This window comes from Streptomyces sp. NPDC005374, from assembly GCF_042872225.1.
Lineage (GTDB): Bacteria > Actinomycetota > Actinomycetes > Streptomycetales > Streptomycetaceae > Streptomyces.
In genome coordinates this window covers 417,537-441,195 of the sequence record NZ_JBIAKA010000007.1, presented here as the reverse complement: position 1 = coordinate 441,195, position 23,659 = coordinate 417,537, and the positions used below count along the sequence as shown (strand labels likewise).

Annotated in this window: 25 protein-coding genes and 1 pseudogene; 12 read left to right on the top strand and 14 right to left on the bottom strand. The window is 71.8% G+C overall.

The window, feature by feature from the left end; genetic code table 11:
• Positions 1-218: 218 nt before the first annotated feature.
• A complete protein-coding gene (locus tag ACFYRX_RS20600; RefSeq protein ID WP_389101528.1) occupies positions 219-2,303 on the top strand; it encodes a SpoIIE family protein phosphatase in 2,085 nt (694 codons plus the stop codon).
• A gap of 132 nt (positions 2,304-2,435) precedes the next feature.
• Positions 2,436-3,116, top strand: a complete 681-nt coding sequence (locus tag ACFYRX_RS20595; RefSeq protein WP_389101526.1) for a hypothetical protein — start codon at positions 2,436-2,438, stop codon at positions 3,114-3,116.
• On the opposite strand, the gene ACFYRX_RS20590 is transcribed toward ACFYRX_RS20595, so the two are convergent.
• Complete coding sequence (locus ACFYRX_RS20590; RefSeq protein ID WP_389101524.1) at positions 3,080-4,330, bottom strand: MFS transporter; 1,251 nt, start codon at positions 4,328-4,330, stop codon at positions 3,080-3,082. The genes ACFYRX_RS20595 and ACFYRX_RS20590 overlap by 37 nt on opposite strands.
• A gap of 134 nt (positions 4,331-4,464) precedes the next feature.
• Between ACFYRX_RS20590 and ACFYRX_RS20585 the strand changes: the two genes are divergently transcribed.
• A complete protein-coding gene (locus tag ACFYRX_RS20585) occupies positions 4,465-5,391 on the top strand; it encodes a LysR family transcriptional regulator (protein ID WP_389101522.1) in 927 nt (308 codons plus the stop codon).
• Between the two features lie 31 nt (positions 5,392-5,422).
• Here the strand turns inward: ACFYRX_RS20585 and ACFYRX_RS20580 are convergent, their stop codons facing one another.
• Entirely contained in the window at positions 5,423-6,214 is a 792-nt protein-coding gene (locus ACFYRX_RS20580; protein WP_389101520.1) for a putative protein N(5)-glutamine methyltransferase, read from the bottom strand.
• Between the two features lie 281 nt (positions 6,215-6,495).
• Between ACFYRX_RS20580 and ACFYRX_RS20575 the strand changes: the two genes are divergently transcribed.
• A complete protein-coding gene (locus ACFYRX_RS20575) occupies positions 6,496-6,894 on the top strand; it encodes a MarR family winged helix-turn-helix transcriptional regulator (protein WP_389101669.1) in 399 nt (132 codons plus the stop codon).
• A 13-nt stretch (positions 6,895-6,907) separates the two neighbouring features.
• Here the strand turns inward: ACFYRX_RS20575 and ACFYRX_RS20570 are convergent, their stop codons facing one another.
• Both ACFYRX_RS20570 and ACFYRX_RS20565 read right to left on the bottom strand, forming a co-directional pair.
• Complete coding sequence (locus tag ACFYRX_RS20570) at positions 6,908-7,660, bottom strand: GNAT family N-acetyltransferase (RefSeq protein WP_389101518.1); 753 nt, start codon at positions 7,658-7,660, stop codon at positions 6,908-6,910.
• A complete protein-coding gene (locus ACFYRX_RS20565; RefSeq protein WP_389101516.1) occupies positions 7,657-8,583 on the bottom strand; it encodes an NADP-dependent oxidoreductase in 927 nt (308 codons plus the stop codon). The genes ACFYRX_RS20570 and ACFYRX_RS20565 overlap by 4 nt, the downstream gene beginning before the upstream one ends.
• 169 nt (positions 8,584-8,752) lie before the next feature.
• On the opposite strand from ACFYRX_RS20565, the gene ACFYRX_RS20560 reads away from it, so the two are divergent.
• The 5 genes from ACFYRX_RS20560 (at position 8,753) to ACFYRX_RS20540 (ending at position 13,304) form a co-directional block, all read left to right on the top strand.
• Complete coding sequence (locus tag ACFYRX_RS20560; protein WP_389101514.1) at positions 8,753-9,358, top strand: sulfite oxidase-like oxidoreductase; 606 nt, start codon at positions 8,753-8,755, stop codon at positions 9,356-9,358.
• Positions 9,351-10,121, top strand: a complete 771-nt coding sequence (locus ACFYRX_RS20555) for a ferredoxin reductase (protein ID WP_389101512.1) — start codon at positions 9,351-9,353, stop codon at positions 10,119-10,121. Before ACFYRX_RS20560 ends, ACFYRX_RS20555 begins: the two co-directional genes overlap by 8 nt.
• 135 nt (positions 10,122-10,256) lie before the next feature.
• Positions 10,257-10,841 (top strand): DUF3592 domain-containing protein, encoded by a 585-nt coding sequence (locus tag ACFYRX_RS20550; protein ID WP_389101511.1) that lies wholly within the window; start codon positions 10,257-10,259, stop codon positions 10,839-10,841.
• Between the two features lie 201 nt (positions 10,842-11,042).
• The gene (locus ACFYRX_RS20545) at positions 11,043-12,011 is read left to right on the top strand and encodes an acetylxylan esterase (RefSeq protein ID WP_389101510.1); all 969 of its coding nucleotides are present in this window, start codon (positions 11,043-11,045) and stop codon (positions 12,009-12,011) included.
• A 111-nt stretch (positions 12,012-12,122) separates the two neighbouring features.
• Entirely contained in the window at positions 12,123-13,304 is a 1,182-nt protein-coding gene (locus tag ACFYRX_RS20540) for a serine hydrolase domain-containing protein (RefSeq protein ID WP_389101508.1), read from the top strand.
• Here ACFYRX_RS20540 and ACFYRX_RS20535 read toward each other — a convergent pair.
• Positions 13,301-14,029 (bottom strand): methyltransferase domain-containing protein, encoded by a 729-nt coding sequence (locus ACFYRX_RS20535; RefSeq protein ID WP_389101506.1) that lies wholly within the window; start codon positions 14,027-14,029, stop codon positions 13,301-13,303. The two genes, ACFYRX_RS20540 and ACFYRX_RS20535, sit on opposite strands and share 4 nt — an antisense overlap.
• A gap of 5 nt (positions 14,030-14,034) precedes the next feature.
• A pseudogene (locus tag ACFYRX_RS20530) lies at positions 14,035-14,349 on the bottom strand (PadR family transcriptional regulator); the annotation flags it as partial.
• 87 nt (positions 14,350-14,436) lie between these two features.
• Between ACFYRX_RS20530 and ACFYRX_RS20525 the strand changes: the two are divergent.
• Complete coding sequence (locus tag ACFYRX_RS20525) at positions 14,437-14,844, top strand: nuclear transport factor 2 family protein (protein ID WP_389101504.1); 408 nt, start codon at positions 14,437-14,439, stop codon at positions 14,842-14,844.
• A 26-nt stretch (positions 14,845-14,870) separates the two neighbouring features.
• On the opposite strand, the gene ACFYRX_RS20520 is transcribed toward ACFYRX_RS20525, so the two are convergent.
• Genes ACFYRX_RS20520 through ACFYRX_RS20510 form a run of 3 tightly spaced genes read right to left on the bottom strand, consistent with a single transcriptional unit; the run spans position 14,871 to position 17,097 of the window.
• Complete coding sequence (locus ACFYRX_RS20520) at positions 14,871-16,100, bottom strand: RNA polymerase sigma factor (RefSeq protein WP_389101503.1); 1,230 nt, start codon at positions 16,098-16,100, stop codon at positions 14,871-14,873.
• A complete protein-coding gene (locus tag ACFYRX_RS20515) occupies positions 16,097-16,438 on the bottom strand; it encodes a YciI family protein (protein ID WP_389101501.1) in 342 nt (113 codons plus the stop codon). Before ACFYRX_RS20515 ends, ACFYRX_RS20520 begins: the two co-directional genes overlap by 4 nt.
• Positions 16,435-17,097 carry a YciI family protein gene (locus ACFYRX_RS20510; RefSeq protein ID WP_389101499.1) on the bottom strand — a complete coding sequence of 221 codons (663 nt, stop codon included), beginning with the start codon at positions 17,095-17,097 and terminating at the stop codon, positions 16,435-16,437. The genes ACFYRX_RS20515 and ACFYRX_RS20510 overlap by 4 nt, the downstream gene beginning before the upstream one ends.
• 179 nt (positions 17,098-17,276) lie before the next feature.
• Between ACFYRX_RS20510 and ACFYRX_RS20505 the strand changes: the two genes are divergently transcribed.
• A complete protein-coding gene (locus tag ACFYRX_RS20505) occupies positions 17,277-18,104 on the top strand; it encodes a class I SAM-dependent methyltransferase (RefSeq protein ID WP_389101497.1) in 828 nt (275 codons plus the stop codon).
• 275 nt (positions 18,105-18,379) lie between these two features.
• Complete coding sequence (rho, locus tag ACFYRX_RS20500) at positions 18,380-19,516, top strand: transcription termination factor Rho (RefSeq protein WP_389101495.1); 1,137 nt, start codon at positions 18,380-18,382, stop codon at positions 19,514-19,516.
• Here the strand turns inward: rho and ACFYRX_RS20495 are convergent.
• From ACFYRX_RS20495 to ACFYRX_RS20475, 5 genes are read right to left on the bottom strand one after another with little or no spacing between them, the layout of a single operon-like run.
• A complete protein-coding gene (locus ACFYRX_RS20495) occupies positions 19,513-20,487 on the bottom strand; it encodes a sugar kinase (RefSeq protein WP_389101493.1) in 975 nt (324 codons plus the stop codon). The genes rho and ACFYRX_RS20495 overlap by 4 nt on opposite strands.
• On the bottom strand, positions 20,484-21,242 hold the full coding sequence (locus ACFYRX_RS20490) for an amino acid ABC transporter ATP-binding protein (RefSeq protein WP_389101492.1): 759 nt from the start codon (positions 21,240-21,242) through the stop codon (positions 20,484-20,486). The genes ACFYRX_RS20495 and ACFYRX_RS20490 overlap by 4 nt, the downstream gene beginning before the upstream one ends.
• Positions 21,239-21,889: an amino acid ABC transporter permease gene (locus tag ACFYRX_RS20485; protein ID WP_389101490.1), complete on the bottom strand. Its 651-nt coding sequence runs from the start codon at positions 21,887-21,889 to the stop codon at positions 21,239-21,241. Before ACFYRX_RS20485 ends, ACFYRX_RS20490 begins: the two co-directional genes overlap by 4 nt.
• Positions 21,889-22,626 (bottom strand): amino acid ABC transporter permease, encoded by a 738-nt coding sequence (locus tag ACFYRX_RS20480; RefSeq protein ID WP_389101488.1) that lies wholly within the window; start codon positions 22,624-22,626, stop codon positions 21,889-21,891. Before ACFYRX_RS20480 ends, ACFYRX_RS20485 begins: the two co-directional genes overlap by 1 nt.
• A 20-nt stretch (positions 22,627-22,646) precedes the next feature.
• A complete protein-coding gene (locus tag ACFYRX_RS20475; RefSeq protein WP_389101487.1) occupies positions 22,647-23,435 on the bottom strand; it encodes a transporter substrate-binding domain-containing protein in 789 nt (262 codons plus the stop codon).
• Between the last annotated feature and the right edge of the window lie 224 nt (positions 23,436-23,659).

Genomic DNA, 23,659 nt, shown 5'->3' with positions numbered 1-23,659 from the left:
GGACAGTCTGACGACCGCGGGGTCGACATGTACAGACCAAGTTGGTGAACAAAGGGCTTTCGTCACCCCAGCGCACTTCACCGGACGCGCGCCCCCGTGTTGAGAGATGGTGGAAGAACACCACCGCGTGATGGCGGAGGCGGTGGAGCGCGATAGAACAAGGGGAGTCGGCACGGGGGTACGGCGTGCCGCGAGGACGGTCGAAGGCGGTTCGTGCAATGGGTGCAGCCGGAATACCCGCGTCCGAGGGCGGGGAGCCCGCGCGCGGCACCGTGCGGCCGAGCGGACTGCTCGACGTACTCGGCATGGCCTCGGTGGTCACGGACACCGAGGGACGCATCGTGCTGTGGAGCCCCCAGGCCGAGGAGCTGTTCGGCTACAGCGCGCAGGAGGCGCTCGGCAAGTATGCCGCCCACCTGATGATCAACGAGCAGCACGTCGACCTGGTCGTCAAGCTGTTCGCCGACGTCATGGAGACCGGCCAGAGCTGGGCCGGCGCCTTTCCCGTCCGGCACAAGGACGGCGGCACCAGACTGGTCGAGTTCCGCAACATGCGGCTGCTGGACGACCGGGGCGGCGTCTACGCGCTGGGCCTGTGCGCCGACCACGAGATCGTGCGCCGGCTGGAGCGGGACGTGGCGCTTTCCACGCGCATGGTGTCCCAGTCCCCGATCGGACTGGCCGTACTGGACACCGAGCTGCGGTACGTCTCGGTGAACCCGGCGCTGGAGCAGTTGAACGGAGTACCGGCCGAGGACCATGTCGGGCGCAAGATCGGCGAAATCCTGCCGCACCTCGACGCGGCCGCCTTCGAAACCGCCGCGCGGGAAGTGCTGCGGACCGGCAAGCCGCTGGTCGACCTCCACACGGTCGGCCGTACGGCCGCGGACCCCGACTCGGAACACGCCTGGTCGGTCTCGCTGTACCGCCTGGAGGACTCGCTGGGGACCGTCCTCGGGGTCGCCGCCTCGGTGCTGGACGTGACCGAACAGCATCTGGCGACCGTGGAGGCCGAGACCGCCCGGCGCCGGCTGGCGCTCGTCGCCGACGCCTCCGCCCGCATCGGCACCACGCTGGACCTGGACCGCACCGCCCGGGAGCTGGCCGGCGTGGCGGTGCCGGAACTGGCGGACGTGGCGGCGGTCGACCTGCTGGAGGCGGTGGTGCAGGGCAGACCGAGCACCCTCGGCCCCGCCGAGCCCGCCGTGATCCGCCCGCTGGCCGTCGAGGCGACCGGCGCCCCGGACGCCCTCAACGCGGCGGACCCACCCGGGCAGGTGGCCCGGTACGCCGCCGAGCGTCTGGTCACCGAGTGCGTGCGCACCGGAAGCCCGGTCCTGGTGGCGCGGGTCGGGCCCGCCGACCTCACCCGCATCGCCCGCTCACCGGAGGCGGCCGCGCTGCTGGCCAGGGCCGGGGTGCACTCCTACCTGGCCGTGCCACTGATCGCGCGCGGTGAGGTGCTCGGTGCCCTCGACCTCAAGCGCGCCGCCAACCCCGAGCCGTTCGGCGAGGACGACCTGCTGCTGGCGCGGGAACTCGCGGCCCGCGCGGCCGTACAGATCGACAACGCGCGCTGGTACCAGGACGCCCGCAACACCGCTCTCACCCTCCAGCGCAGCATGCTGCCCAGCCACCCCTCGGTGACCGGCGGACTGGAGGTCGCCTCCCGTTACCAGCCTGCGGGCGCCACCGCCGAGGTCGGCGGCGACTGGTTCGACGTGATCCCCCTGGAGGGCGGCAAGACGGCGCTGGTGGTGGGCGATGTGATGGGCAGCGGCATCAACGCCGCCGCGACCATGGGCCGGCTGCGCACCGCGACGAACACCCTGGCCTCCCTCGACCTCGACCCGGCCAGGCTCCTGGAACACCTCGACCGGATCACCGAGAGCCAGGGCCCGGAGCATTCCATCGCCACCTGCGTGTACGCCGTGCACGATCCGGGCCTCGGGCAGTGCCGGATCGCCAACGCCGGGCATCTGCCACCGGTACGGCTGCGCCCGGGCCGTCCGCCGGAACTGCTCGACCTGCCCACGGGGGCCCCGCTGGGCGTGGGCGGGGTCGCCTTCTCCACGACCACCGTCGGCCTCGAACCCGGCGACCGGCTCGTCCTCTACACCGACGGCCTCGTCGAGACCCGCCAGCATCCGCTCGACGAGCGCCTGGACGCGCTCCTCGAACTCCTCGACGGCCCCGACCGACCGCTGGAGGAGGTCTGCGACGTGCTGCTGCGCACCCTGCACCAACCGGACAACTCCGACGACGTGGCGCTGCTGATCGCGCGGGTGCAGACACAGCAGTGACCGCCCGGGGCGGGTGGGACGGGACCTCCGAATTCACAGGCCCCCATTACCGGATCCTTACCGGGTTCTTCCCACAATCTCAGCAGGGCACGGCGTGGGGACGCCAGGTGCCGGGGCCGATGGGAGCGAGCCGTGACGCACGAACGGGACCAGGAACACACGCCGGGTGAAGAGCCCCTCGACGGGCCCGGTGAGGTCCTCACGGGCCCGGGCGGGACCGGATCCGAGCACCGGGGCCTGCGCGGGAGCTGGGAGCGCCAGCCCGTGCGGGCACGGGCGGTGATCGCGGCGGCCACGGTCGGTGTCCTGGCCGTCGGCGGCACGGTCGCCTACGCCGCCGCCTCGGACGGCCCCGGCAGCACGACACCGGCGGCGGCCTCGTCACCGTCGTCCTCGAAGTCACCGGACGGCAGGGGGCCCTGGTTCGGCCTGCGGGGCGGTGCCGTGCACGGTGAGGAGACCGTCAAGGACGTCGGGTCCGGCAAGTGGGTCGTGCGGACCTGGCAGTCGGGCACCGTCGAGAAGGTGGACGGCGACCAGGTCACCGTGAAGAGCGAGGACGGCGCCGAGTGGAAGTGGACCGTCGGCTCGGACGCCAGGGTGCTCCGGGACGGCACGTCCGGCTCAGGAGCCGGCACGCTGAAGAAGGGCGACACGGTCCATGTGACTGGCAGGCTCTCCGACGACGGACCCAGGACCGCCGCCCAGGTCTTCGTCGGCACCGGTGCGGACGACGGCCACGGCGGATTCCCGGGCCGCGGTCCATGGGGCCGGCCTCACGGGGGTCCGATGGCGGAGGGCAGGGAGTCCTGAAGCTCCTCACGCGGGGCGGCGGGCCGCCGGGGCAGCAGGAGGGGCGTGGCCAGCAGCAGGAGGCCGGCCAGGGCGATCGCCTCACGCGTTCCGGTGAAGGCCGCCAGCAGGCCCCACAGGGCGGTCAGGGCCGCGGTGACCAGCTTTCCGGTGACGGACCAGGCGGAGAGGGTACGGACCACCCGGTCCGTCGGCGTCATCTCGAGCCGGTAGGTGGAGAACACCGGGTTGAAGACTGCGCAGGACGTGATCACCCCGAGCTCGATCGCCATGACGAGTACGAGTCCGGCCGTACCGGGGCCGATGAAGGCCAGGCCGAGCGGCCAGCACGCGCGCAGGACGCCCGAGGTGAGCAGGACGCGGTGCCGCCCGTACCGGGCGACCAGCGGGCGGGCCATCCGTGAGCCGAGCAGGCCGCCGATGCACGGCACCGAGAACGCGAGGGCGTACTGCCAGGGGGCGAAGCCCAGCGGGCCGAGCATCAGGACGGTGAGCAGCGGCATGGACACCATGATCAGGGCGTTGACCAGCACCGTGTTGAAGAACAGCGGGCGCAGGGCGGGACTGGCCAGGATGCAGCGCCAGCCCTCCAGGAGGGAGCCCTTCGCCGCGCCGGTGGAGGGTGCGGGGCGCGGTTCACCGCCGCCGATCGCGCGGATCCCCAGCGCCGACAGCAGATAGCTGACGGCGTCGGCCACCAGGGTCGTCACCGGGCCGAAGATCCCGATGGCGGCGCCGCCGAGGGGCGGGCCGACCAGGATGGAGGTCCAGTTCGTCGCCTCGAAGCGCCCGTTGGCGACCAGCAGGTCCTCCGGACCGACAAGGGACTTGAGGAAGGCCCCGGAGGCGGAGGTGAAGGTGATGTCGGCCGCCGCGACGACCACCGACACGGCGAGGAGCTGGAGGAAGCTCAGCGCGCCGAGGGCGTATGCGGCGGGGACGCTCAGCAGTGCCGCGAACCGGACGAGGTCCATCGCGACCATCACCGGTCGCTTGTCGCGGAACTCCACCCAGGGTCCGAGCGGCACCGCCACCACGGCCCCGACCGCGAGCCCCGCGGCCGCCAGCGCGGACACCGCGGCCGGGCCGGCGTGCAGCACGAGGACGGCGATCAGCGGGAAGGCGCCGAACGACAGCGAGGTGCCGAACGCACTGACCGCGTAGGCCGCCCACAGCCACCCGAACCGCCGGCCCAGCGACCGTCTCCCGTCCACTCCCACAGCCCCCTCGTCGACAACCGCACGTTGACCGACGCCATCAAACCGAGTGCCGGGCCCGCCTATCAAACAACCAGGGGACCGGACTGACACAACCTCAGGTTGTGCAGGGGACGGCCTAGGCTTCCCGCATGGATCTCGACGCCGTACGCACCTTTGTCGCCGTGGCGGACGCGGGGCGCTTCCAGGAGGCCGCCGACCGGCTGGCGATCACCCAGCAGGCCGTGTCCAAGCGGGTCGCCGCGCTGGAGAAGGAACTCGGCGCCCGGCTCTTCACCCGCACTCCGCGCGGCGCCCGCCTCACCATCGACGGACAGGCGTTCCTGCCGCACGCCCGCGATCTCCTGCGGGCCGCAGAACGGGCGGCAGCTTCGGTACGGCCGGGCAGCCGTGCCCTGCGGGTCGACGTGATCGGCCGCCGGCTCGCCCCCGCGGAACTGCTGCGCGCCTTCCACCGCACGCATCCCGGCATCGAGCTCGACGTCGTGACCCTGTTCGACGCCGACGCGGCCCTCGCCGCCCTGCGGTCCGGCACGATCGACGCCTCCTTCCGCGCCGTCCCCCATTCCGCCCGGCAGGCGATCGACGGCATCGCGTCCGCCCGGGTCTACGACGAGCCGATCCAACTGCTCACCGGCCCGGACCACGCGCTCGCGGCCGCCCGCACGGTGGAACCGTCCCGGCTGGCCGGGCACCGCATCTGGATGCCCGGCCTGGTCACGGGGACCGAATGGGGTACGTACTACGACGACCTCGCCGCCACCTTCGGTCTCACCATCGAGGTCACCGGACCCGACTTCGGCACCGACCCCCTCCTAGACACGATCGCCGACTCCTCGACCCTGGCCACCTTCGTGGGCGAACTGACCCGCCTGGTCTGGCCGTCCGACCAGGACCTGCGCCGCATCCCGGTGCACGGGCCCACTCCGGTCTACCCCCACTCCCTGATCTGGCGCGCCGACAACCCGCATCCGACCCTGGACGCCCTCAGATCCCACCTGCACACGACCCGGCCCGAGCCGCCGGACACGGGGACGTGGACACCGAGCTGGGTGTGAGGGGCAGCAGGTCCCGGCGCGGACGACGCTCCTACGTCCTGGTGCCGAGCACGACCTGGGCGTAGAGCTCCTCGGAGACCGCCAGGCGGGTCGTGAGGCCGCTGCGCGTGAAGGCGTCGACGGCGGCGTCGGCCTGGCGCTCGCTCGTCTCGACGAGGAGGCAGCCGCCGGGGGCGAGCCAGCGGGGGGCCTCGGACGCGACGCGACGCAGGACGTCCAGGCCGTCGGTGCCGCCGTCGAGGGCGACCAGGGGCTCGTGGTCGCGGGCCTCGGAGGGGAGGAGGGCCACCTCTCCGGTGGGGACGTAGGGGACGTTGGCCGCGAGGATGTCGACGCGGCCCCGCAGGCCGTCGGGCAGAGCCTCGAAGAGGTCGCCGGTATGGACGTGGGCGCCCACGTCGGCGGTGTTGCGGCGGGCGCAGTCCACGGCGGCCGGGTCGATGTCGGCGGCGTGCAGTTCGACCGGACCCAGCGCGGCGGCGAGCGCGGCGCCGACGGCACCCGAGCCGCAGCACAGGTCCACGACGACGGAGGCGTCCGGCACCTGGGCGAGGGCCTGTTCGACGAGGAACTCGGTGCGGCGGCGGGGCACGAAGACGCCGGGGGCAACGGTGATGCGCAGACCTCGGAACTCGGCCCAGCCGACGACGAGTTCGAGAGGGTGTCCGGCGACCCGGAGGTCCACCATGGCGGCCAGTTCGTCCGGGGTACGTGCGGAGGTGAGGATCAGCCGGGCCTCGTCCTCGGCGAAGACGCAGCCCGCGGCGCGGAGTGCGGTGACGACGGAGTCGGCGGAGGCGAAGCGGGGAGACAGCGAGGGCATGGAAGCCGAGAGCCTTTCGAAGGACGCGAAGGGCGCTCCGGCGGCCGCCTACAGGCGGTGATCCGCGCCGATACGAGGAGAGAGCACCCGATCTGACACTGCGTCGATGGGTCCCACCTCCTCTGTACTCACGGCTGGGACGTCCCTCAGCCGGACGGCCACCCTACACCGGCGACGCGTCCCGACGGCGCCGCCGTGGGGCATGAGTTGTATTCTGCAACCAGCACTGTGAGGGAGGTCCGGTGAAAGCACCCACGGCCGTGGAGACGATCCAGCGCGAGATGACGGTCTTCGCGCGACGGGCACGGGCCTCGGCAGGACGTCTGCATCCCGAACTGTCCCTGGTGTCGTACACCCTCCTCGGGCATCTGGAGGAGCGCGACGGCTGCCGCGCCACCGACCTGGCCGCCCACTACGCCCTGGACAAGTCCACCGTGAGCCGTCAGGTCACCGCCCTGGAGCGGGCCGGGCTCCTCGAGCGGCGCCCGGACCCGGAGGACCACCGCGTCCAGGTGCTGCACCTGACCGAGGCAGGCCGGAGCATCCTCGGTCAGGTCACGGTGAGCCGCCGGGCCGCCGTGGGTGAGCGGCTCGCGGAGTGGTCCGAGGAGGACCTGGAACGGTTCGCGGGGTACCTCGTGCGCTACAACACCTGGCCGGAAACGACCGAGGAGTCCTGACCCGACGGCCCGTTCAGGACACCGCCTCGGCCAGGCGCTCGGGAGTCCGTGCCGCGAGGAAGGCCGTTCTGCGGCGGAGTCGGAAGCCGAGGGACTCGTAGAGCCGGATGGCGTTGGTGTTCTTGGCGCCGGTGTGCAGGAAGGGGGTCTCGCCGCGTTCTCGAATGCCGTGCGCGACGGCGCGGACCAGGCGCGTGGCGAGGCCCTGGCCGCGCACGGCGGGGTCGGTGCAGACCGCGCTGATCTCGGTCCAGCCCGGCGGGTGCAGCCGCTCCCCCGCCATGGCGACGAGGGCGCCTTCCCTGCGTATGCCCAGGTAGGTGCCCATCTCGATGGTGCGGGGCAGGAAGGGGCCGGGCTGGGTCCGGGCGATCAGGTCGAGGATCTCGGGCACGTCGGCGGGGCCGAGCCTGACCGCCTCCGGATCGGGCGCGGTGGCGAGGCCGTCGTCCACCAGCTGCACGCCCTCGATGTGGAAGGTGATCTCCCAGCCGTCAGGAACCCGGCCCATGTAGCCGGCCAGCGGCACCTCGGCGCCGGGGCCCGCGAGCGCCGCGACAGCGGCCCAGTCGTCGGCGTCCGGGGCGTTCGGCAGGGCCAGCCAGGGAGAGACGTCCACGGGGTAACGCAGGATCCGTCCGCGCTTCTCGGCGAAGTGGGCGTGCGGGCCGGTCAGGGAGGCGAAGGCGGGATTGTCGAGAACGTGCGGGGCCGGCACGTCCTCGTACACCGCGTCGTCGTGCGGCTGCCGTGTGCGGTCGCTCATCGGGCGACCTCGATCACGATCTTGCCTCGCGCATGGCCTTCCTCGACCGTGCGCAGCGCCTCGCCGGCCTCGTCGAGGGGGAACGTCCTGGTGACATGCGGGTCCAGGTCACCGTCCAGCACGAGCCGTGCCACCTCCTCGAGCACGGCCGCGCTGCGGGCCCGGGTCACGCGGGCGCCGCCCAACTGCCGCACGGTCTCCTCCGGGGCCGCGGCGGTGATCAGCCTCGTCCGGTCGGCGAGCAGTTCGGCGGCTTCGGTGAGCACTTCGCCGCCGACGAGGTCGTAGACGGCGTCGATGCCGTCCGGTGCCGCCGACCGTGCGCGCCCGGCCCACTGGGGCCCGGAGGCGACGTGGACGGCGCCGAGCGACTCGACGAAGTCCTTCTTGGCCGTGCCCGCGACGCCGATCACGCGCAGGCCGAAGGCGCGGGCGATCTGCGCGGCCGCCGCGCCGACTCCCCCGCCGGCACCCGTGACCAGCAGGGTCGCGCCTGACGGCAGAGCGAGCTGGCGTACGCCGTCGTACGCGGTGGCGGCGGCGACGGTCAGGGTGGCGGCGACCGTGTGGGACAGCTCGGCGGGCTTGTGGGCGGCGATGGCGGCCGGTACGAGTGTGTACTCGGCGTAGCCCCCGGCCGACGCGGTACCGAAGACCTCGTCACCGACGGCGAACCCTTCGACGCCCTCACCGATCTCCGCCACGACACCGGAGACCTCGTTGCCGAGCACGACGGGGAATGCGCGCTCGCCGCTCTCGCCGGGGCGGCGGTAGCCGGTGCGCTGCTTCCAGTCCACGGGGTTCACTCCCGCCGCGCGGACGGCGACCAGGAGCAGGCCGGGTCCGGGTGTCGGCCGGTCCAGGTCCGCGAACGCCTCGGTCTCCGGACCGCCGTACCGCGTGAAGACATACGCCTTGGGCATCTGCTTCCTCACTCTCCTCGCACTCTCACCAGGGCACCGACCCGGCACTCCAGCGCCAAGGAGCGGCGCGCGACGGCTATTCCCGAACCCGGCCAGTGTTCATGCGGCCGCAATGATCGGGGCACTGACCAGGGACGGAGCATGCGCGGCGGCAGCGTACGGTTGAGGCATGAAGGTCACCCGAGGCTTCACCGGACGCCCTCGTGTCGACAACGCCGGGCTCCCGCCCGGTCAGTACGACGCGGGCGACGACTGGCCCGTACTCTCCGCGGAGGTCACACCGGACCTGTCACCGGCCGACTGGACGTTCCGCGTGGACGGGCTGGTCGAACAGCCTCGCACCTGGGACTGGGACGAGGCGCATACGCTGCCGGCGTCGGCCTACGAGGGTGACATCCACTGTGTGACGAGCTGGTCGAAGTTCGGGGTGCGGTTCGCGGGTGTCTCGCTGGACGCCTTCCTCAATGTGGTGCGGCCACATGGGTCCGCCACACATGTCGTCGCCTACTCGCACACCGGGTACACCACCAACCTCCCGCTCGCGGACCTGACCGGCGGGCGGGCCTGGATCGCGTGGGAGTACGACGGAAAGCCGCTGCCCGCCGAACACGGCGGCCCGGCGCGGCTACTGGTGCCGCACCTGTACTTCTGGAAGAGCGCCAAGTGGGTCGCGGGGCTGACCCTGCTCGACCATGACGAGCCGGGTTTCTGGGAGCAGAACGGCTATCACGCGCGGGGCAACCCGTGGAAGGAACAGAGGTACTCCGGTGACTGAGACGCTGCCTTCCCCGGCGTTCGTCCCCGCCACGCGGTTCGCCGTGCCCGGCCGTATCGCCGTGAGCAACCGGGCCGCCGCCACCTGGCAGACGGCCACGCTCACCGAGGTCCGCCGGGAGACCCCGCACGCCTCCACGTTCCGCTTCGCGGTACCCGCCTGGCAGGGGCATCTGCCCGGCCAGCATCTGATGCTGCGGCTGACCGCCCCGGACGGTTACACGGCTCAGCGCCACTACTCGATCGCGTCCCCTCCCGACGACGCCGGGCACATCGAGCTGACCCTGGACCACGTGACGGACGGTGAGGTCTCGGGCTGGTTCCACACGGAGGCCGAGCCCGGGGACGAGGTCGAGGTGCGCGGGCCGCTGAGCGGTTTCTTCGCCTGGCCCGGTGACCGGCCCGCGCTGCTGATCGGGGCCGGGTCCGGAGTCGTTCCGCTGATGTCGATGGTGCGGCACCACCGGGTGCGCGGGCTGACCGTGCCGTTGCGGCTGCTGGTGTCGGCCCGCAGTCCCGAGGAGCTCATCTACGCACGGGAGTTCGGCGCCGAGACGACGACCGTCTTCACGCGGAGCGCGCCGGAGGGTGTGCGCGTGGGACGTATGGCGGCGGCACATGTTCTGCCGTTCCTGGCCGAACGGCCGGATAATGGGTGGGAGGCCTATGTGTGCGGATCCAACGCGTTCGCCGAGCATGCCTCGCGGCTCCTCGTGGACGCGGGTCAACCGGTGGACCGGATCCGGATCGAGCGCTTCGGCTGACGGGTGGTGCGCGTGTGCATGCGGTGCGGAGGGACACGCCGCGCGGATGTGCCCTCCCCCACAAGTGAACGAGGCGGATGCAGGGGTACTACACCTGTGTGACCACTCGCGGGCGTGCGTGGTGCGGAGGTCGACATGCGAACCCGGGTGCGCGGCTGGCGCTGGCGGCGTAATCCGCTCAGGCGCCGGTCGGACGTCGTCGAGGCGTGGACGGTACTGACCGTCGCTCTTCTGTTGTTCCTGGTCGCCCCGCTGGCCGGCGCGGTCGTGGGCTGGTGGGCGCATGACGACGCCCGTGCGGTGGCGAGCGAGCAGCGCGCGGAACGTCATCAGGTCCGCGCGGCGGTCGTCGGCGAGGTCCCCGACTCTCGGCCCACCGTCCACAGCGGGCGTGAGCGCTCCTACCGGGTGTCCGTGCGCTGGACGGAGCCCGGGGGCGGGGTGAGGACAGCCGAGGCCCGCGTCCCGGCCGGTACCCGTCAGGGCGCGGAGGTCGATGTGTGGTTCGACTCCCGGGGCCGGAACGTGGACCCGCCCCCGGACGGCACCGCGATCTGGCAGCACACCGTGACGATGGGCGCCTGCGGGGCGGGTGCGGCGATCGCCGTGATCCTCCTCGGGCACTCGGTGGTGCGCGGTGCGGCGGGCCGGCACCGGCTCGCCGAGTGGGAGCGCGAGTGGGCGCTCACCGAGCCGCAGTGGAGCCGCCGCCGGGCCTGACCCCGCCGTATGCGGGCGCTGTCTGCGCTGCCTCCGGGACCGGCCGATCCCGGGTTTCCGACCAGCGGATCCGCGGTTGTCGACATGGCGTCTTCATGGCGTCATCGCAGGCGGCGGGTACGGCGAAGGCCTGGCGATTCATCGGACCATCCACGTACGGTGTGATCATCCGGCACTGATTCTTCGTTAAGGCGGTCCTGCATGCCCCTGTTCGACCTCCCCCTGGACGAGCTCCGCGAGTACCGCAGTGAGTCCGCCGAGCCCGAGGACTTCGACGCTTTCTGGTCCAAGACCCTTCAGGAGGCCCGCGAGCACGACCTGGACGCCCGCTTCGAACTCGTCGACACGGGCCTGTCCACGGTGAAGGTGTACGACGTGACGTTCGCCGGGTTCGGCGGCCACCCGGTCAAGGGCTGGTTCAGGATCCCGGCCGAGGTCTCCGCTCCGGTGCCGGTGGTCGTGGAGTTCATCGGGTACGGCGGCGGGCGCGGACTGCCGCACGAGCACCTGCTGTGGGCGTCGACGGGCCGCGCGCACTTCGTGATGGACACCCGCGGTCAGGGCAGCGCCTGGGGTGGCGGTGGCGGCACGGCGGACCCGGTGGCCGGTGGTCCCGCCTACCCCGGTTTCATGACCCGGGGCATCGACGCTCCCGAGAACTACTACTACCGCCGGGTGTTCACGGACGCGGTGCGCGCGGTGGAGGCGGCCCGTTCGCACCCGCTGACCGACCCGGCACGCACGGTCGTGCTCGGCGGCAGCCAGGGCGGCGGCATCTCGATCGCGGTGGGCGGTCTGGTCCCGGACCTGGCGGCGGTCGCCCCGGACGTGCCGTTCCTGTGCGACTTCCCGCGCGCGGCGGTCCTGACGGACCGTCACCCGTACCGTGAGATAGGCCTCTACCTCAAGACGCACCGCGGCCGCTTCGAGGACGTGCTGAAGACCCTCGCCTACTTCGACGGCGTGCACTTCGCGAGCCGCGGCCGTGCCCCGGCGCTCTTCTCGGCGGCCCTGGAGGACCAGACCTGCCCGCCGTCCACCGTCTTCGCGGCGTTCAACAACTGGGCGCACGAAGACAAGGCGATCGAGGTCTACGACTTCAACGACCACGAAGGCGGCGGCCCCTACCAGGAGGCGGCGAAGGTGCGGTGGCTGGGCTCGCGCGCCTGAGCCCCGCCTGAGTCCCGCCCCAGAGCTTCCCTCCAGTCCGACCAGTCGGTATGTTCGGGAGGCGCGGGTCGCGGCGGTGCGGCCCGGGCTTCCGGCGACGACGGAGGGCGCATGTCCGAGCGCGAGTCAGCTGTCCACGGCCACTGCGACGAACGCTTCGCGGCGGTGCGCAGCGTGTTCGAGGAGAACTTCCGGGACCGCGGCGAGCTGGGCGCCGCGGTGAGCGTCACGGTCGACGGCGAGACCGTGGTGGACCTGTGGGGCGGTTGGGCCGACGCGGCCCGCACCCGCCCGTGGGAGCGCGACACGCTCGTCAACGTGTGGTCGACCACGAAGGGCCCGACCGCTCTGTGCGCCCACATCCTCGCCGATCGCGGACTGCTCGACTTCGACGCGCCCGTCGCCTTCTACTGGCCGGAGTTCGCCGCCGCGGGCAAGGAGAAGGTCCTCGTACGGCATCTGCTGTCGCACCGGGCCGGCCTGGCGGGCCTGCGCGAGCCGCACTCCCTCGCCGAGCTGTACGACTGGGAGTTGACGACCCGGCGGCTCGCCGCGACGGAGCCCTGGTGGGAGCCGGGGACGCAGTCGGGGTACCACGCGCTGACGTACGGCTTCCTCGTCGGCGAGGTCGTCCGACGGGTATCGGGGCTGCTCCCGGGGGCCTTCCTGGAGCGGGAGGTGACCGGGCCGCTCGGTATCGACTTCACCATCGGGCTGCCGGAGAAGGAGGCCGTACGCGCCGCGGAACTGGTGCATCCGCCCGCTGCGTCGGCGAGCGAACAGGCCGCGATCTTCGCGCAGTTGACGCCCGCGGCGATCGCCGCTCTGGCCAATCCCGTGGCGGGCGCCGCCGAGGCGAACACGCCCGGGTGGCGGGCCGCCGAGATCCCCGCCGCGAACGGTCACGGCACCGCCCGGGCCGTAGCCGCGCTCTACGGGGTCTTCGCGGGCCGGGGCTCCTACGGCGGCCGCCGCGTCCTGTCCCCGGAGTCGGCCGAGCGGGTGCGCGAGGGCCAGGGAAGCGGCCGCGACCTGGTGCTGGGCGTCGGCCTCGGGGACGACACGGAGCTCGGGCTGGGTCTGTGGCTCAGCGGGCCGAACGGCTCGTACGGGCCCAATCCGCGCGCCTTCGGGCACGACGGTTTCGGCGGCTCGTGCGGTCTGGCCGATCCGGAGGCGGGCGTCTCGCTGGGGTACGTGATGAACCGGATGGGCCCCCACATCGCCAACGACCCACGCAAGACGGCGCTGGTCGACGCGTTGTACGCCGCGCTCCGCCGGCAGCCCGACTAGACAGGGCGCCTCGCCACCACCATGCGGACCCGTGGGCTGCCGTCCCCGCGCTCCCCGAACTCGGGCAGGGCCTGCAACTCCACCTGAAGGCCGGCCCATTCCAGTTCCCGTCGCACGTCTCCCAGCCGGAAGTCCCGGTAGTACATGACGAACGGCGGCCGCCACACGGCGTTGCGCACGCGCATCACCGCGTCGAAGCCGAGGAGCATCCAGTAGGCGCGGGAGCTCGGGCGGGGCGGGGCGACGATCGGGAAGGCGAAGCAGCCGCCGGGCCGCAGCACCTCGCGGGCTTGGGCGAACAGGCCCGGCAGCTCACTGGGCAGGAAGTGGCCGAAGGCACCGAAACTCACCACGAGATCGAAGGAGGCGGGGGCGAACGGCAAGGCACGCGCATCACCCCGCACCCAGGACACCCGCGGCCCCCCGGACCGCGTCCGCCGCCGGGCCATGTCGAGCATCCCGGCGCTGAAGTCGACGCCGGTGACGCTCTCCCGGCAGACCCGCGTCAGCACCCGGGCCCCTGCGCCGGTGCCGCAGCACAGGTCGAGACCGGCGTCGAAGGGGCCGGTCCGCCGCAGCGCGGACGCCACGGCGTCCAGTACGGAGTCCGGCGTGCGGAAAGGGGTGTGGTCGAACTTGGGGGCGAGCAGGTCGTAGCCGCGCTCGACGGACGACAGCGCCTGGACGGCGAGTTCGCGGAGGCTGGGGCCTTCAGGGCTGAACATCCGCGTCAGCTTAGGGGAGCCCGGTGCTTCAGAACCACGAGAACGCGCTCGCACCAGCGGACGTTCGCCGTTTCGAGGGCGATCCCGCCCATGAGCGTGAGGTAGGGGCCGATCCGTTCGGCCTCCGTGAGGTACTGCTCCTCGGTGCGGCCGTCGAGGAGCCGGTCGCGGACGCGCTCGTAGCGGGCGAGTCTGCCGCGCGCCCAGGACAAACGCTCCTCGACCAGCTCCCGGGTGGCTTCGGGGCCGGTGCCGTCCATGGCCTGGATCTTGATCAGCAACTCGTCACGGAGGGCCGCCGGCCTGCGGGGCGGCGAGGACGGCGTACTTGAGCGACATATGGACAGGCTGGCAGCGGATGATTAATCTACTCCACACTTACTCAACAAATTGACTATGGAGGCGTGATGCGAGCGTTCCGGGAAGCGGTCGAAGCAGGAGACCTGGGCGGCGTCGAGGCGTTGCTGGCCGAGAACGTGGTGTTCACGAGTCCGGTCGTGTTCAAGCCGTACGAGGGCAAGGCCATCACAGCGGCGATCCTGGGCGCGGTGGTGAAGGTCTTCGAGGACTTCCGCTATGTGAGCGAGCTGAGCAGCGAGGACGGTCGCGACCACGCGCTGGTGTTCGCGACCCGGGTGGGCGAACGGGCGCTGGACGGCTGCGACTTCATCCATCTCGACGAGGACGGGCTGATCGACCGGCTGATGGTCATGGTCCGCCCGCTGTCGGGCGCGCAGGCCCTGGCGGCGGCCATGGGAGCGCGGTTCGACGAGATCGCGAGGGAGGCGGAGTCGCGGGCGGCCACCGCCTCCTGAGCAGGGCGAGGGCTCCCGCGCAGCCTCTACGCGGATCGGCACTCCGCGAGCCGCTTTTCGAGGAAGTTCCGCTCGGCGTCGTTCTCCACCAGCTCCAGCGCCCGCTCGTACGCCTCGGCCGCCTCGGTCGTACGGCCGCTGCGGCGCAGCAGGTCGGCGCGGGTGGCCGGGAGCAGGTGGTAGCCGTGCAGCTCGCCCTCCCGCTCCAGTTCCGCGACCAGCGCCAGGCCCGCGTCGGGGCCCTCGGCCATACCGACGGCGACCGCGCGGTTGAGGCGGACCACGGCCGAGGGCACGAAGCGGAGCAGTTCGCCGTACAGGGCGGCGATGTCGGCCCAGTCGGTGTCCGCGGCGGTGGCCGCGGTGGTGTGGCAGGCGGCGACGGCGGCCTGGATCTGGTAGGGGCCGGGACGGCCGCGCCGCAGGGCCGTCTCCAGCAGGGCGGCACCCTCGTCGACCTCGGCGTGGTCCCACGCCGTGCGGTCCTGGTCCTCCAGCGTCACCAGCTCTCCGGCCGCGTCCACCCGGGTCTCGCGGCGGGCGTCGTGCAGGAGCAGCAGCGCGAGCAGCCCGAGGGCTTCGGGTTCGTCGGGCATGAGGCGGGCCAGCACACGGGCCAGCCGGATGGCCTCCGCGCACAGGTTCCGTCGTACGAGACCTGCGCCCGAGGTGGCCGCGTACCCCTCGTTGAACAGGAGGTAGATCACGCCGAGCACCCCCGTGGTGCGCTCGGGCAGGAGGTGGGCGGGCGGTACGCGGTAGGGGATGCCGGCGTTGCGGATCTTCTTCTTGGCGCGCACCAGGCGCTGCGCCATGGTCGCCTCGGGGACGAGGAAGGCGCGGGCGATCTCCGGCGTGGTCAGCCCGGCGAGGGTCCGCAGGGTCAGGGCGACCCGGGCCTCGATGTGCAGCGCGGGGTGACAGCAGGTGAAGATCAGGCGCAGCCGGTCGTCCTGGACGCCGCTGTCGTCGTACGGCTCCTCGTATCCCGTGAGCATCGCCACCTCCTGCAGTTTCCGCGCCCCGACCGCCTCCCGGCGCAGCACGTCCATGGCCCGGTGGCGGGCGGTCGTGGTGAGCCAGGCGCCGGGGCGGCGCGGGACGCCGTCGCGCCGCCACCGGTCGAGGGCCTGGGCGAAGGCGTCCTGCGCGCACTCCTCGGCGAGGTCCCAGTCGCCGGTCACCCGGATCAGGGTGGCGACGACCTGGCCCCACTCCTCCCGGAAGGCGGCGGCGACGGCCTCTTCCGCGGTCACTCCCACACGGGCCGTACTTCCACCGAGCCGCCCGCGAGCGCCGCCGGATGCCGGGACGCGAGGGAGATCGCCTCGTCCAGGTCGGCGACCTCGATGATGTCGATGCCGGCGATGTACTCCTTGGACTCGATGAACGGCCCGTCCGTGAGCAGGACCTCGTCGCCCTGGACGCGCACGGTGGTGGCGTCGGAGGCGGGGCGCAGGCGGGCGCCGCCCTTGACGACGTCCCGGCTGCGGACCTCCTCGATGTAGGAGGTGAAGCGGGGGTCGTCGGCGATCTCGGCGGGGCTGAGTTCCGGGCCGCCGGCCGGGGTGCAGATCAGCAGGACGTACTTCATGACGTGACCTCCGTGACGTGCTCGTGGACGATCAGCCAGCGCGGACCGGCGTTGCGGTAGCCAGTGGTGACGCGCAGCAGCTGGTCACCGGTGCGGACGAGGGCGTGGCCGAAGGCGATGCTCTCGTCCACGTGGACCCGGAACTCCAGGACCTCGCGGCTGACAGGACCGGTCTCCGCCCGGACCTTTCGGAGCGCTGCGACGCCCCTGTGCTCCCGGCCGTTCTCCACCACCGCCGCATCCTGCGCGTAGCAGGCGACCATCCGCTCGACGTCCCCCGTTCGCGCCGCTTCGGTCAGTTCGGTGTCGAGGCGCCGGATCTCCCCCTCCGCGTCCTCGTCCTCCCAGAACGGCCGCACCTCCATGGCCCCGATGGCCGCCACGGGATGTTTCGCGGCCGCCTGGACCGCCTCCTCCAGACTGTCGCACTCCAGGATGTCGAACCCGGCGACGTACTCCTTGGTCTCCGCGAACGGCCCGTCGGTGCGCAGCACTTCACCGCCGCGCACCCGTACGGTCACCGCGTCGGCGGGCAGCGCGAGCCGGTGCCCGTGCTGCCGTACGCCACGGTCTCCGAGCTCCTCGACCCAGGGTTCGACGGGGGCCATGCCCGAGGCGTCGTTGGTGTCGTCGCCGCAGACGAGCAGCATGTACTTCATGGATCCTCCTGGTCCTCATGAGCTTCCTACACCCCACCGACGAACGCGACCGACCCGAATCGACACCTGACGCGCACGAAAAATGTCGGCGGTACGTCGGTCGGGCGGCCGCGGACCGCACCGCCCCCCGTCAGCGGGTATGCGGCGCGTCGCGGCCCGGTTCACGGTTGGATGCCGTCATGACCACCGACGAGCACGAGCGGCTGATGCGGGCCAACCAGTCCAACTGGGACGCCCGCACCCCCGTCCACCTCGGCAGCCGGTTCTACGGCCTCGACCAGGACCTCGATCCCGAGCGCTGGTTCGCCGCCTTCGAGTGGGAGGACCTCGGCGACCTCACCGGCCGGGACGTGCTCCACCTCCAGTGCCATCTCGGCACGGAGACTCTCGCCCTGGCCCGCCGCGGGGCCCGCGCGGTGGGGCTCGACTTCTCGGAGGCGTCGGTGGCCGCCGCGACCGGCATCGCGGCGAAGGCGGGCGTGGACGTCGCGTACGTGCGGGCGAACGTGTACGACGCCGTCGCGGCGCTGGGCGGCCGGCGCTTCGACGTCGTCTACACCAGCAAGGGCGCCCTGTGCTACCTCCCGGACCTGGAGCGCTGGGCGGGTGTGGTCGCCCAACTGCTGCGCCCCGGCGGCCTGTTGTACATCGTCGAGTTCCATCCGCTGCTCAACTCGCTCGGCCCGAAGCCCGAACCGGTCCAGGGGCCCGAACTCCTGCTGCGCCATGACTACTTGGGCGGCGCGGGACCCGTCCACCGGGACGCGACCCACACCTACACCGACGGTCCGGCCGTCGAGGGCGCCACCGACAGCTTCGAGTGGATGCACGGAATAGGAGAGGTCGTCACCGCGTTGACGGGGGCGGGACTGAATATCCGGCGGCTCAGGGAGAGCGACGAACTGCCCTGGCCGCGCTGGCCGCAGATGCAGCGCACCCCGTCCGGCTGGTGGCGGCTTCCCGCACCGCGGATCCCGCTCCTCTACGGCCTTCTCGCCCAGCGCTGACGGATACGTGCTACTCTGCCGACAGCACTTGTGCACGCCCCGCTGTGGGCGCCGGTGCCAGTTCCCTTCGAATCGCTGAACCTCCCGTCGGTTATCGACCGGGCTCTCAGCTCTTCAGCACCACCTCGTGAGCAAGGTTCCCTCGCCCCGTGCGAGTTCGCCGTACCCGAGGTGCTGTTTCCCGCCGCCCGAAGGCGCTGTCCGTCTTCCCCGCGCGGCTTCTCCCCTTCCCTGCGCATGTCCCATGCCTTCCGTCCTCGAAAGGACAGACCACCATGACCACCACTCTCGAAAACCCCCCGGTACAGCAGCAGCCCCCGGTCCGCGCCGTCACCGGCGTCCTCGACATCGACGCGAGCGGGAAGGGCCACCTTCGCGCCGCGAGCCTGCTCCCCTCGCCCTCCGACCTCCAGGTCTCCCCCGCACTGATCCGCAGGTTCGGCCTGCGCAAGGGAGACACTGTCGACGGGGTGCGCGGTACCCAGCGCGCCCTCACCGAGGTCGCCCGGGTCAACGGCGCCATCCCCGACACGGGCCGCCGCCACTTCCGCGATCTCACCCCGCTGCACCCGAACGAGCGGATCCGTCTCGAACACCCGGCATCCGGCCTCACCGGCCGTGTCGCCGACCTGATCGCCCCCGTCGGCAAGGGCCAGCGCGGGCTGATCGTCGCCCCGCCCAAGACCGGCAAGACCGTTCTGCTCCAGCAGATCGCGGCCGCCGTCGCCGGCAACCACCCCGAGTGCCGCCTGATGGTGGTGCTGCTCGACGAGCGTCCCGAGGAGGTCACCGACATGCGGCGCTCCGTGCGCGGCGAGGTGTACGCCTCGACGTTCGACCGCCCGGCCAAGCAGCACATCGCGCTGGCCGAGCTGGTCATCGAACGGGCCAAGCGGCTCGTCGAGGCCGGTGAGGACGTCGTGATCCTGCTCGACTCCCTGACCCGGCTGTGCCGGGCGCACAACAACGCGGCCCCCGGCGGTGGCCGCACCCTCAGCGGCGGGGTCGATGCGACCGCGCTGATCGGGCCGAAGCGGTTCTTCGGTGCCGCGCGGCTCGCCGAGGAGGGCGGCTCGCTGACCATCCTCGCCACCGCCCTGGTGGAGACCGGCTCCCTCGCCGACAACTTCTACTTCGAGGAGCTCAAGGGCACCGGCAACATGGAGTTGCGCCTGGACCGCGAGCTCGCCTCCCGGCGCGTCTTCCCGGCCGTCGCCATCGACCCCTCCGGCACGCGTCGCGAGGAACTCCTGCTGGCCCCGGCCGAGCTGGCGACCGTACACGGTCTTCGCCGGGCACTGCGTACCCGGGACGGCCAGGCCAGCCTGGAGACCCTTCTGGAGCGCATGCGCGAGACCCCGGACAACGCGACCTTCCTGCGCCGGATCCAGCCGACACTGCCCGCCGGCTAACCGAGTCGCAATGCCGCCCAGCCCGCCTCGTCGAGGGCGAGACGGCTCTCGACCTCCGCCGTGGCGAGTGCCGTGGGGACGTCGCCGAGGCTCGCCATGGCCGTTGCGGCCATCAGGTGCCCCAGACGCAACGCCGCCTCCGTGTCCCGCCGTTGGAGCCTCGCCGCCAGGTATCCCGCGGCGAACGCGTCACCCGCGCCCACCCGTTCGACGACCGCCGAGTCGGGCGTGGCCACGAACACCTCCTCGCCGTCGCCGGTGAAGGCGACCGCCCCGCGTTCCGCGTCCTTGACCACCACGGTGGCCGCCGGGGACAGCAGGTCACGGATCTCCGCGGGCTTGCCGGTACCCCAGAGGGTCTCCGCCTCGTCGCGTCCCACAAAGACGATGTCGGCGGCACGCGCCAACTCCAGCAGCACCCCCGCCGGGTCCGCGGGCCGGTGCCGCCACAGGGCCGGGCGGTGGTTGACGTCGAAGGACACCACCGGGCCCGGGCGGGACAGCAGAGTCCGCACCAGTTCGGCGCAACTGTCCGACAGAGCCGCGGTGATCCCGCTGACGTGCAGCATCCGGGCCCGCCGCAGCTGCGGATGCCGGGCGAGGGCGGGCCCCATCAGGGTCGCCGCGGAGCCCGAGCGGTAGTAGTGCGTGCCGGTCCCGCCGGCGCCGGTGTCCTTGAAGTACACGCCGGTGGGCCGGTCGGGGTCGGTCTCGACGCCCGAGACGTCGACACCGCGTGCCCCGAGGTCGGCCAGAACGCGTCTGCCGAGCGGGTCGTCGCCCACGCGGCTGACCCAGGCCGCACGGTGCCCGAGGGCGGCGAGCCCGCACGCCACGTTGGACTCGGCACCGCCGACCTCCAGGTGCAGGGTGCGCTGCCGCTCCAGCGGTCCACCGTCGGACGGGACCAGGACGGCCATGGTCTCGCCGACGCAGACGACCTCGGCATCCGGCTCGTGCTCGTGCCTCACGTGTCGAGCACCCGGTGCAGGAACTGCTGGGTACGGGCCTCGGCCGGACTGCCGAACACCTGCTCCGGCGTGCCCTGTTCGAGCACGACACCGCCGTCCATGAACACGACCCGGTCGGCGGTGTCCCGCGCGAACCGCATCTCATGCGTGACGACGACCATCGTCATGCCGTCCTCGGCGAGCGAGCGCATCACGCCGGTGACCTCGCCGACCAGCTCAGGGTCGAGCGCGGACGTCGGCTCGTCGAAGAACATGATCGCCGGGTCCATGGCGAGCGCGCGGGCGATGGCGACCCGCTGCTGCTGGCCGCCGGACAGCTGCGCCGGGTAGGCGTCCGCCTTGTCGGCCAGCCCCACCCGGTCCAGCACGGCCCGGCCGCGCTGCTCGGCCTCCGCCTTGGCGAGCCCGCGGACCTTCAGCAGCGCCAGCGTGACGTTGCCCAGCGCGGTCTTGTGCGGGAAGAGGTTGAACTGCTGGAAGACCATGCCCACATGACCGAAGATCTCGGGCGCGCGCTTGCGTTCGTGCAGGGGGACGTCGTTCACCCACACCTCGCCGCTGTCGGCCCGCTCCAGGTCGCACATGATGCGCAGCAGGGTGGACTTGCCGGAGCCGCTGGCGCCGATGAGGACGACGACCTCACCGGGTTCGACGTCGATGTCGACGCCCTTGAGGACCTCCAGTGCGCCGAAGCGCTTATGGACGCCGGAGAGGGAGACCCGGGCGGTCCGCCGGTCCGTGAGGGTGTTCGTCATGCGGTGACAGCCTTTCTCTCCATCCGCCGTACCAGGACCGACAGCGGGTAGCAGATGACGAAGTACAGGACGGCGACGGCGAGATAGGAGGTCGCCGGGTCGCCGACGCGGTCGATGACGGCCTGTCCCTGGCGGACCAGTTCGACGTAGCCGATGACCACGGCGATCGAGGTGTCCTTGATCAGGGAGAGGTACTGGCCGACCAGCGGGGGCAGCACGATCGCCCTGGTCTGGGGAAGGATCACGCCCACGAAGGTCTGGATCCGGCCCAGCCCGAGGACCCTCGAGGCCTCCCACTGGCCGCGCGGGACGGCCTCGATACCGGCCCGGAAGATCTCCGCGATGTAGGCGCCCTGGTAGAGGGTGAGGGCGAGCAGGGCCGCGCCGAACACGCTGATCGCGAACCCGCTCAGATAGGCCGCGCCGAAGTAGATGAAGAGCATCTGGATCAGCAGCGGGGTGCCGCGGAACACCTCCAGGTAGCCGCGGGCGAGCTGGGCCAGAACCGGGATCCGGCTGGTCCGTACGGCCGCGACGAGCAGCCCCGCGAGCGTCCCGGTGGCGATGGCCGCGAGGGACAGCAGGACGGTGGCCCGCAGTCCCGAGAGATACACCTCGCGGTTGTCGACGATGACCGACCAGTCCATCAGGCCTCCTTACGGCGAGGAAGGGCCGGCAGCAGCCGTCGTACGGTGTCCAGCGGCCGGGGTCGTACGGCGGCGGGGCTCAGCGGCGGTTTGAAGACGGCCCGTCCGACGAGTCCGGCGGCGAGCGCGACGAGGTTGGTGAGGATCAGGTAGAGGACCGCGGCGATGCCGAAGACCTGAACCGTGAGCAGGGTGCGGGAGTTGACCACCATGGCCGTGCCGGTGAGTTCGGGCACGGAGATCGCCGAGAGCAGCGACGAGCCCAGGATGATCTGGACGAGCTGGTTGACCACGGCCGGGTAGACGTTGCGCAGCGCCTGCGGAAGCACGATGTGGGCGAAGGCGCGGGCCGGGCTCAGTGCCAGGACGCGGGCCGCCTCACGCTGGCCGCGCGGCACGGCCTGGATGCCCGCGCGGAAGATCTCGGTGAGGTAGGCGCCGACGTTCACACCGAGCGCGAGCACGCCCGCCTGGACCGGGCTGAGCCTGATTCCGGCGGACGGCAGCACGAAGTAGGCGACGAACATCTGGAGCAGGACGGGGGTGTTGCGGATGACCTCGACGTAGACGGCGGCGACCGCCCGCAGGACCGCATGGCGGGATCTGCGGGCGGCGGCGCCGAGCAGGCCGAGGGCGCACGCCAGGGCGAAGGCGGCCAGCGACAGGCGCAGCGTCAGCCAGGCCGCGTCGACATAGGTGGACCAGTCCCGCAGGGCGTACGTCCAGTCGGTGAGCATGGGACTCCTCAACGGGCCGTTCAGTACGAGGGGTTGAGCGGGAACGAGCGGCTGACGCCGAACCACTTCTTGTAGAGCGCGTCGGCCTGCCCCGAGGTGTTGAAGTCGCGCAGCCAGGTGTTCACCCACTGGAGCCAGGTGGCGTCGCCCAGCGGGACGCCGATGCCGTTGTACTCCAGCGGCACGACGGAGTCCTTGGTGACCTTGAGCGAGGAGTCCAGCTTGGCCTGGTAGTTGAGGAAGTTGGAGTCCTCGACCATGGCGTCCGCCTGGCCCTGCTTGACCGCGAGGACGGCGGCGGACGAGGTGTCGTACTCCTGGATCCTCGCCTTGGGGTTGCCGGCCTTGACCGCGTCGCCGTTGGTGGAGCCCTTGGTCACGGCCACCGTCTTGCCGCTGAGGTCCTTCAATGCCGCTATCCCGCTGGACTTCTTCACCAGCATGACCTCGCCCGCGACGATGTACGGGTCGCTGAAGGAGACCTGCTTGGCGCGTTCCGCGGTGGTGGTGAAGTTGCAGACCACCGCGTCGACCTTCTTGGTCTGCAGGTTGGGGATGCGGTTGGCGGAGGTCGTGTCGACGATCTTCACCTTGACGCCGAGGGCGGTGGCCATGGCGGTGGCGACGTCGACGTCGAAGCCCTGCGGCTTGTTGCCCTTGCTCGTCGAACCGAACGGCGGGAACGTCAGACAGCTGGCGACGTTGAGGGTGCCGCGCTTGATGACCTGCTGAAGGGTCGAGGAAGTGGCGGAAGAACCGGTGGAACCGGCGGCGGAGCTGCACGCGGACAGCGATGCGGCGGCGGTCACACTGGCGCAAATCACCATCAAAGGCCGGGTACGGTGACGGAATCGCATGGCGGGACACCCTTCGGGGACGCACGAGGAGAGGGCGAAGCAGGCGGGGAGGTGGCGGTCGTCATCGGCCGCAGACAGTGACGTTCTGCAATGCAAAACCTTGTTTCACATCGCGTTGCGCAGAAGCTAGCCCCGACATTCCTGAACCGTCAACCATGGATTTCGATATGTGACAT

Coding starts and splice junctions, on each gene's coding strand:
- ACFYRX_RS20580 (WP_389101520.1), bottom strand. CDS start 6,214: ATGCCCTCGCTGTCTCCCCGCTTCGCCTCCGCCGACTCCGTCGTCACC.
- ACFYRX_RS20575 (WP_389101669.1), top strand. CDS start 6,496: ATGACGGTCTTCGCGCGACGGGCACGGGCCTCGGCAGGACGTCTGCAT.
- ACFYRX_RS20600 (WP_389101528.1), top strand. CDS start 219: ATGGGTGCAGCCGGAATACCCGCGTCCGAGGGCGGGGAGCCCGCGCGC.
- ACFYRX_RS20525 (WP_389101504.1), top strand. CDS start 14,437: ATGCGAGCGTTCCGGGAAGCGGTCGAAGCAGGAGACCTGGGCGGCGTC.
- ACFYRX_RS20535 (WP_389101506.1), bottom strand. CDS start 14,029: ATGTTCAGCCCTGAAGGCCCCAGCCTCCGCGAACTCGCCGTCCAGGCG.
- ACFYRX_RS20550 (WP_389101511.1), top strand. CDS start 10,257: ATGCGAACCCGGGTGCGCGGCTGGCGCTGGCGGCGTAATCCGCTCAGG.
- ACFYRX_RS20585 (WP_389101522.1), top strand. CDS start 4,465: ATGGATCTCGACGCCGTACGCACCTTTGTCGCCGTGGCGGACGCGGGG.
- ACFYRX_RS20570 (WP_389101518.1), bottom strand. CDS start 7,660: ATGAGCGACCGCACACGGCAGCCGCACGACGACGCGGTGTACGAGGAC.
- ACFYRX_RS20505 (WP_389101497.1), top strand. CDS start 17,277: ATGACCACCGACGAGCACGAGCGGCTGATGCGGGCCAACCAGTCCAAC.
- ACFYRX_RS20480 (WP_389101488.1), bottom strand. CDS start 22,626: ATGCTCACCGACTGGACGTACGCCCTGCGGGACTGGTCCACCTATGTC.
- rho (WP_389101495.1), top strand. CDS start 18,380: ATGACCACCACTCTCGAAAACCCCCCGGTACAGCAGCAGCCCCCGGTC.
- ACFYRX_RS20485 (WP_389101490.1), bottom strand. CDS start 21,889: ATGGACTGGTCGGTCATCGTCGACAACCGCGAGGTGTATCTCTCGGGA.
- ACFYRX_RS20560 (WP_389101514.1), top strand. CDS start 8,753: ATGAAGGTCACCCGAGGCTTCACCGGACGCCCTCGTGTCGACAACGCC.
- ACFYRX_RS20545 (WP_389101510.1), top strand. CDS start 11,043: ATGCCCCTGTTCGACCTCCCCCTGGACGAGCTCCGCGAGTACCGCAGT.
- ACFYRX_RS20540 (WP_389101508.1), top strand. CDS start 12,123: ATGTCCGAGCGCGAGTCAGCTGTCCACGGCCACTGCGACGAACGCTTC.
- ACFYRX_RS20515 (WP_389101501.1), bottom strand. CDS start 16,438: ATGAAGTACGTCCTGCTGATCTGCACCCCGGCCGGCGGCCCGGAACTC.
- ACFYRX_RS20490 (WP_389101492.1), bottom strand. CDS start 21,242: ATGACGAACACCCTCACGGACCGGCGGACCGCCCGGGTCTCCCTCTCC.
- ACFYRX_RS20510 (WP_389101499.1), bottom strand. CDS start 17,097: ATGAAGTACATGCTGCTCGTCTGCGGCGACGACACCAACGACGCCTCG.
- ACFYRX_RS20565 (WP_389101516.1), bottom strand. CDS start 8,583: ATGCCCAAGGCGTATGTCTTCACGCGGTACGGCGGTCCGGAGACCGAG.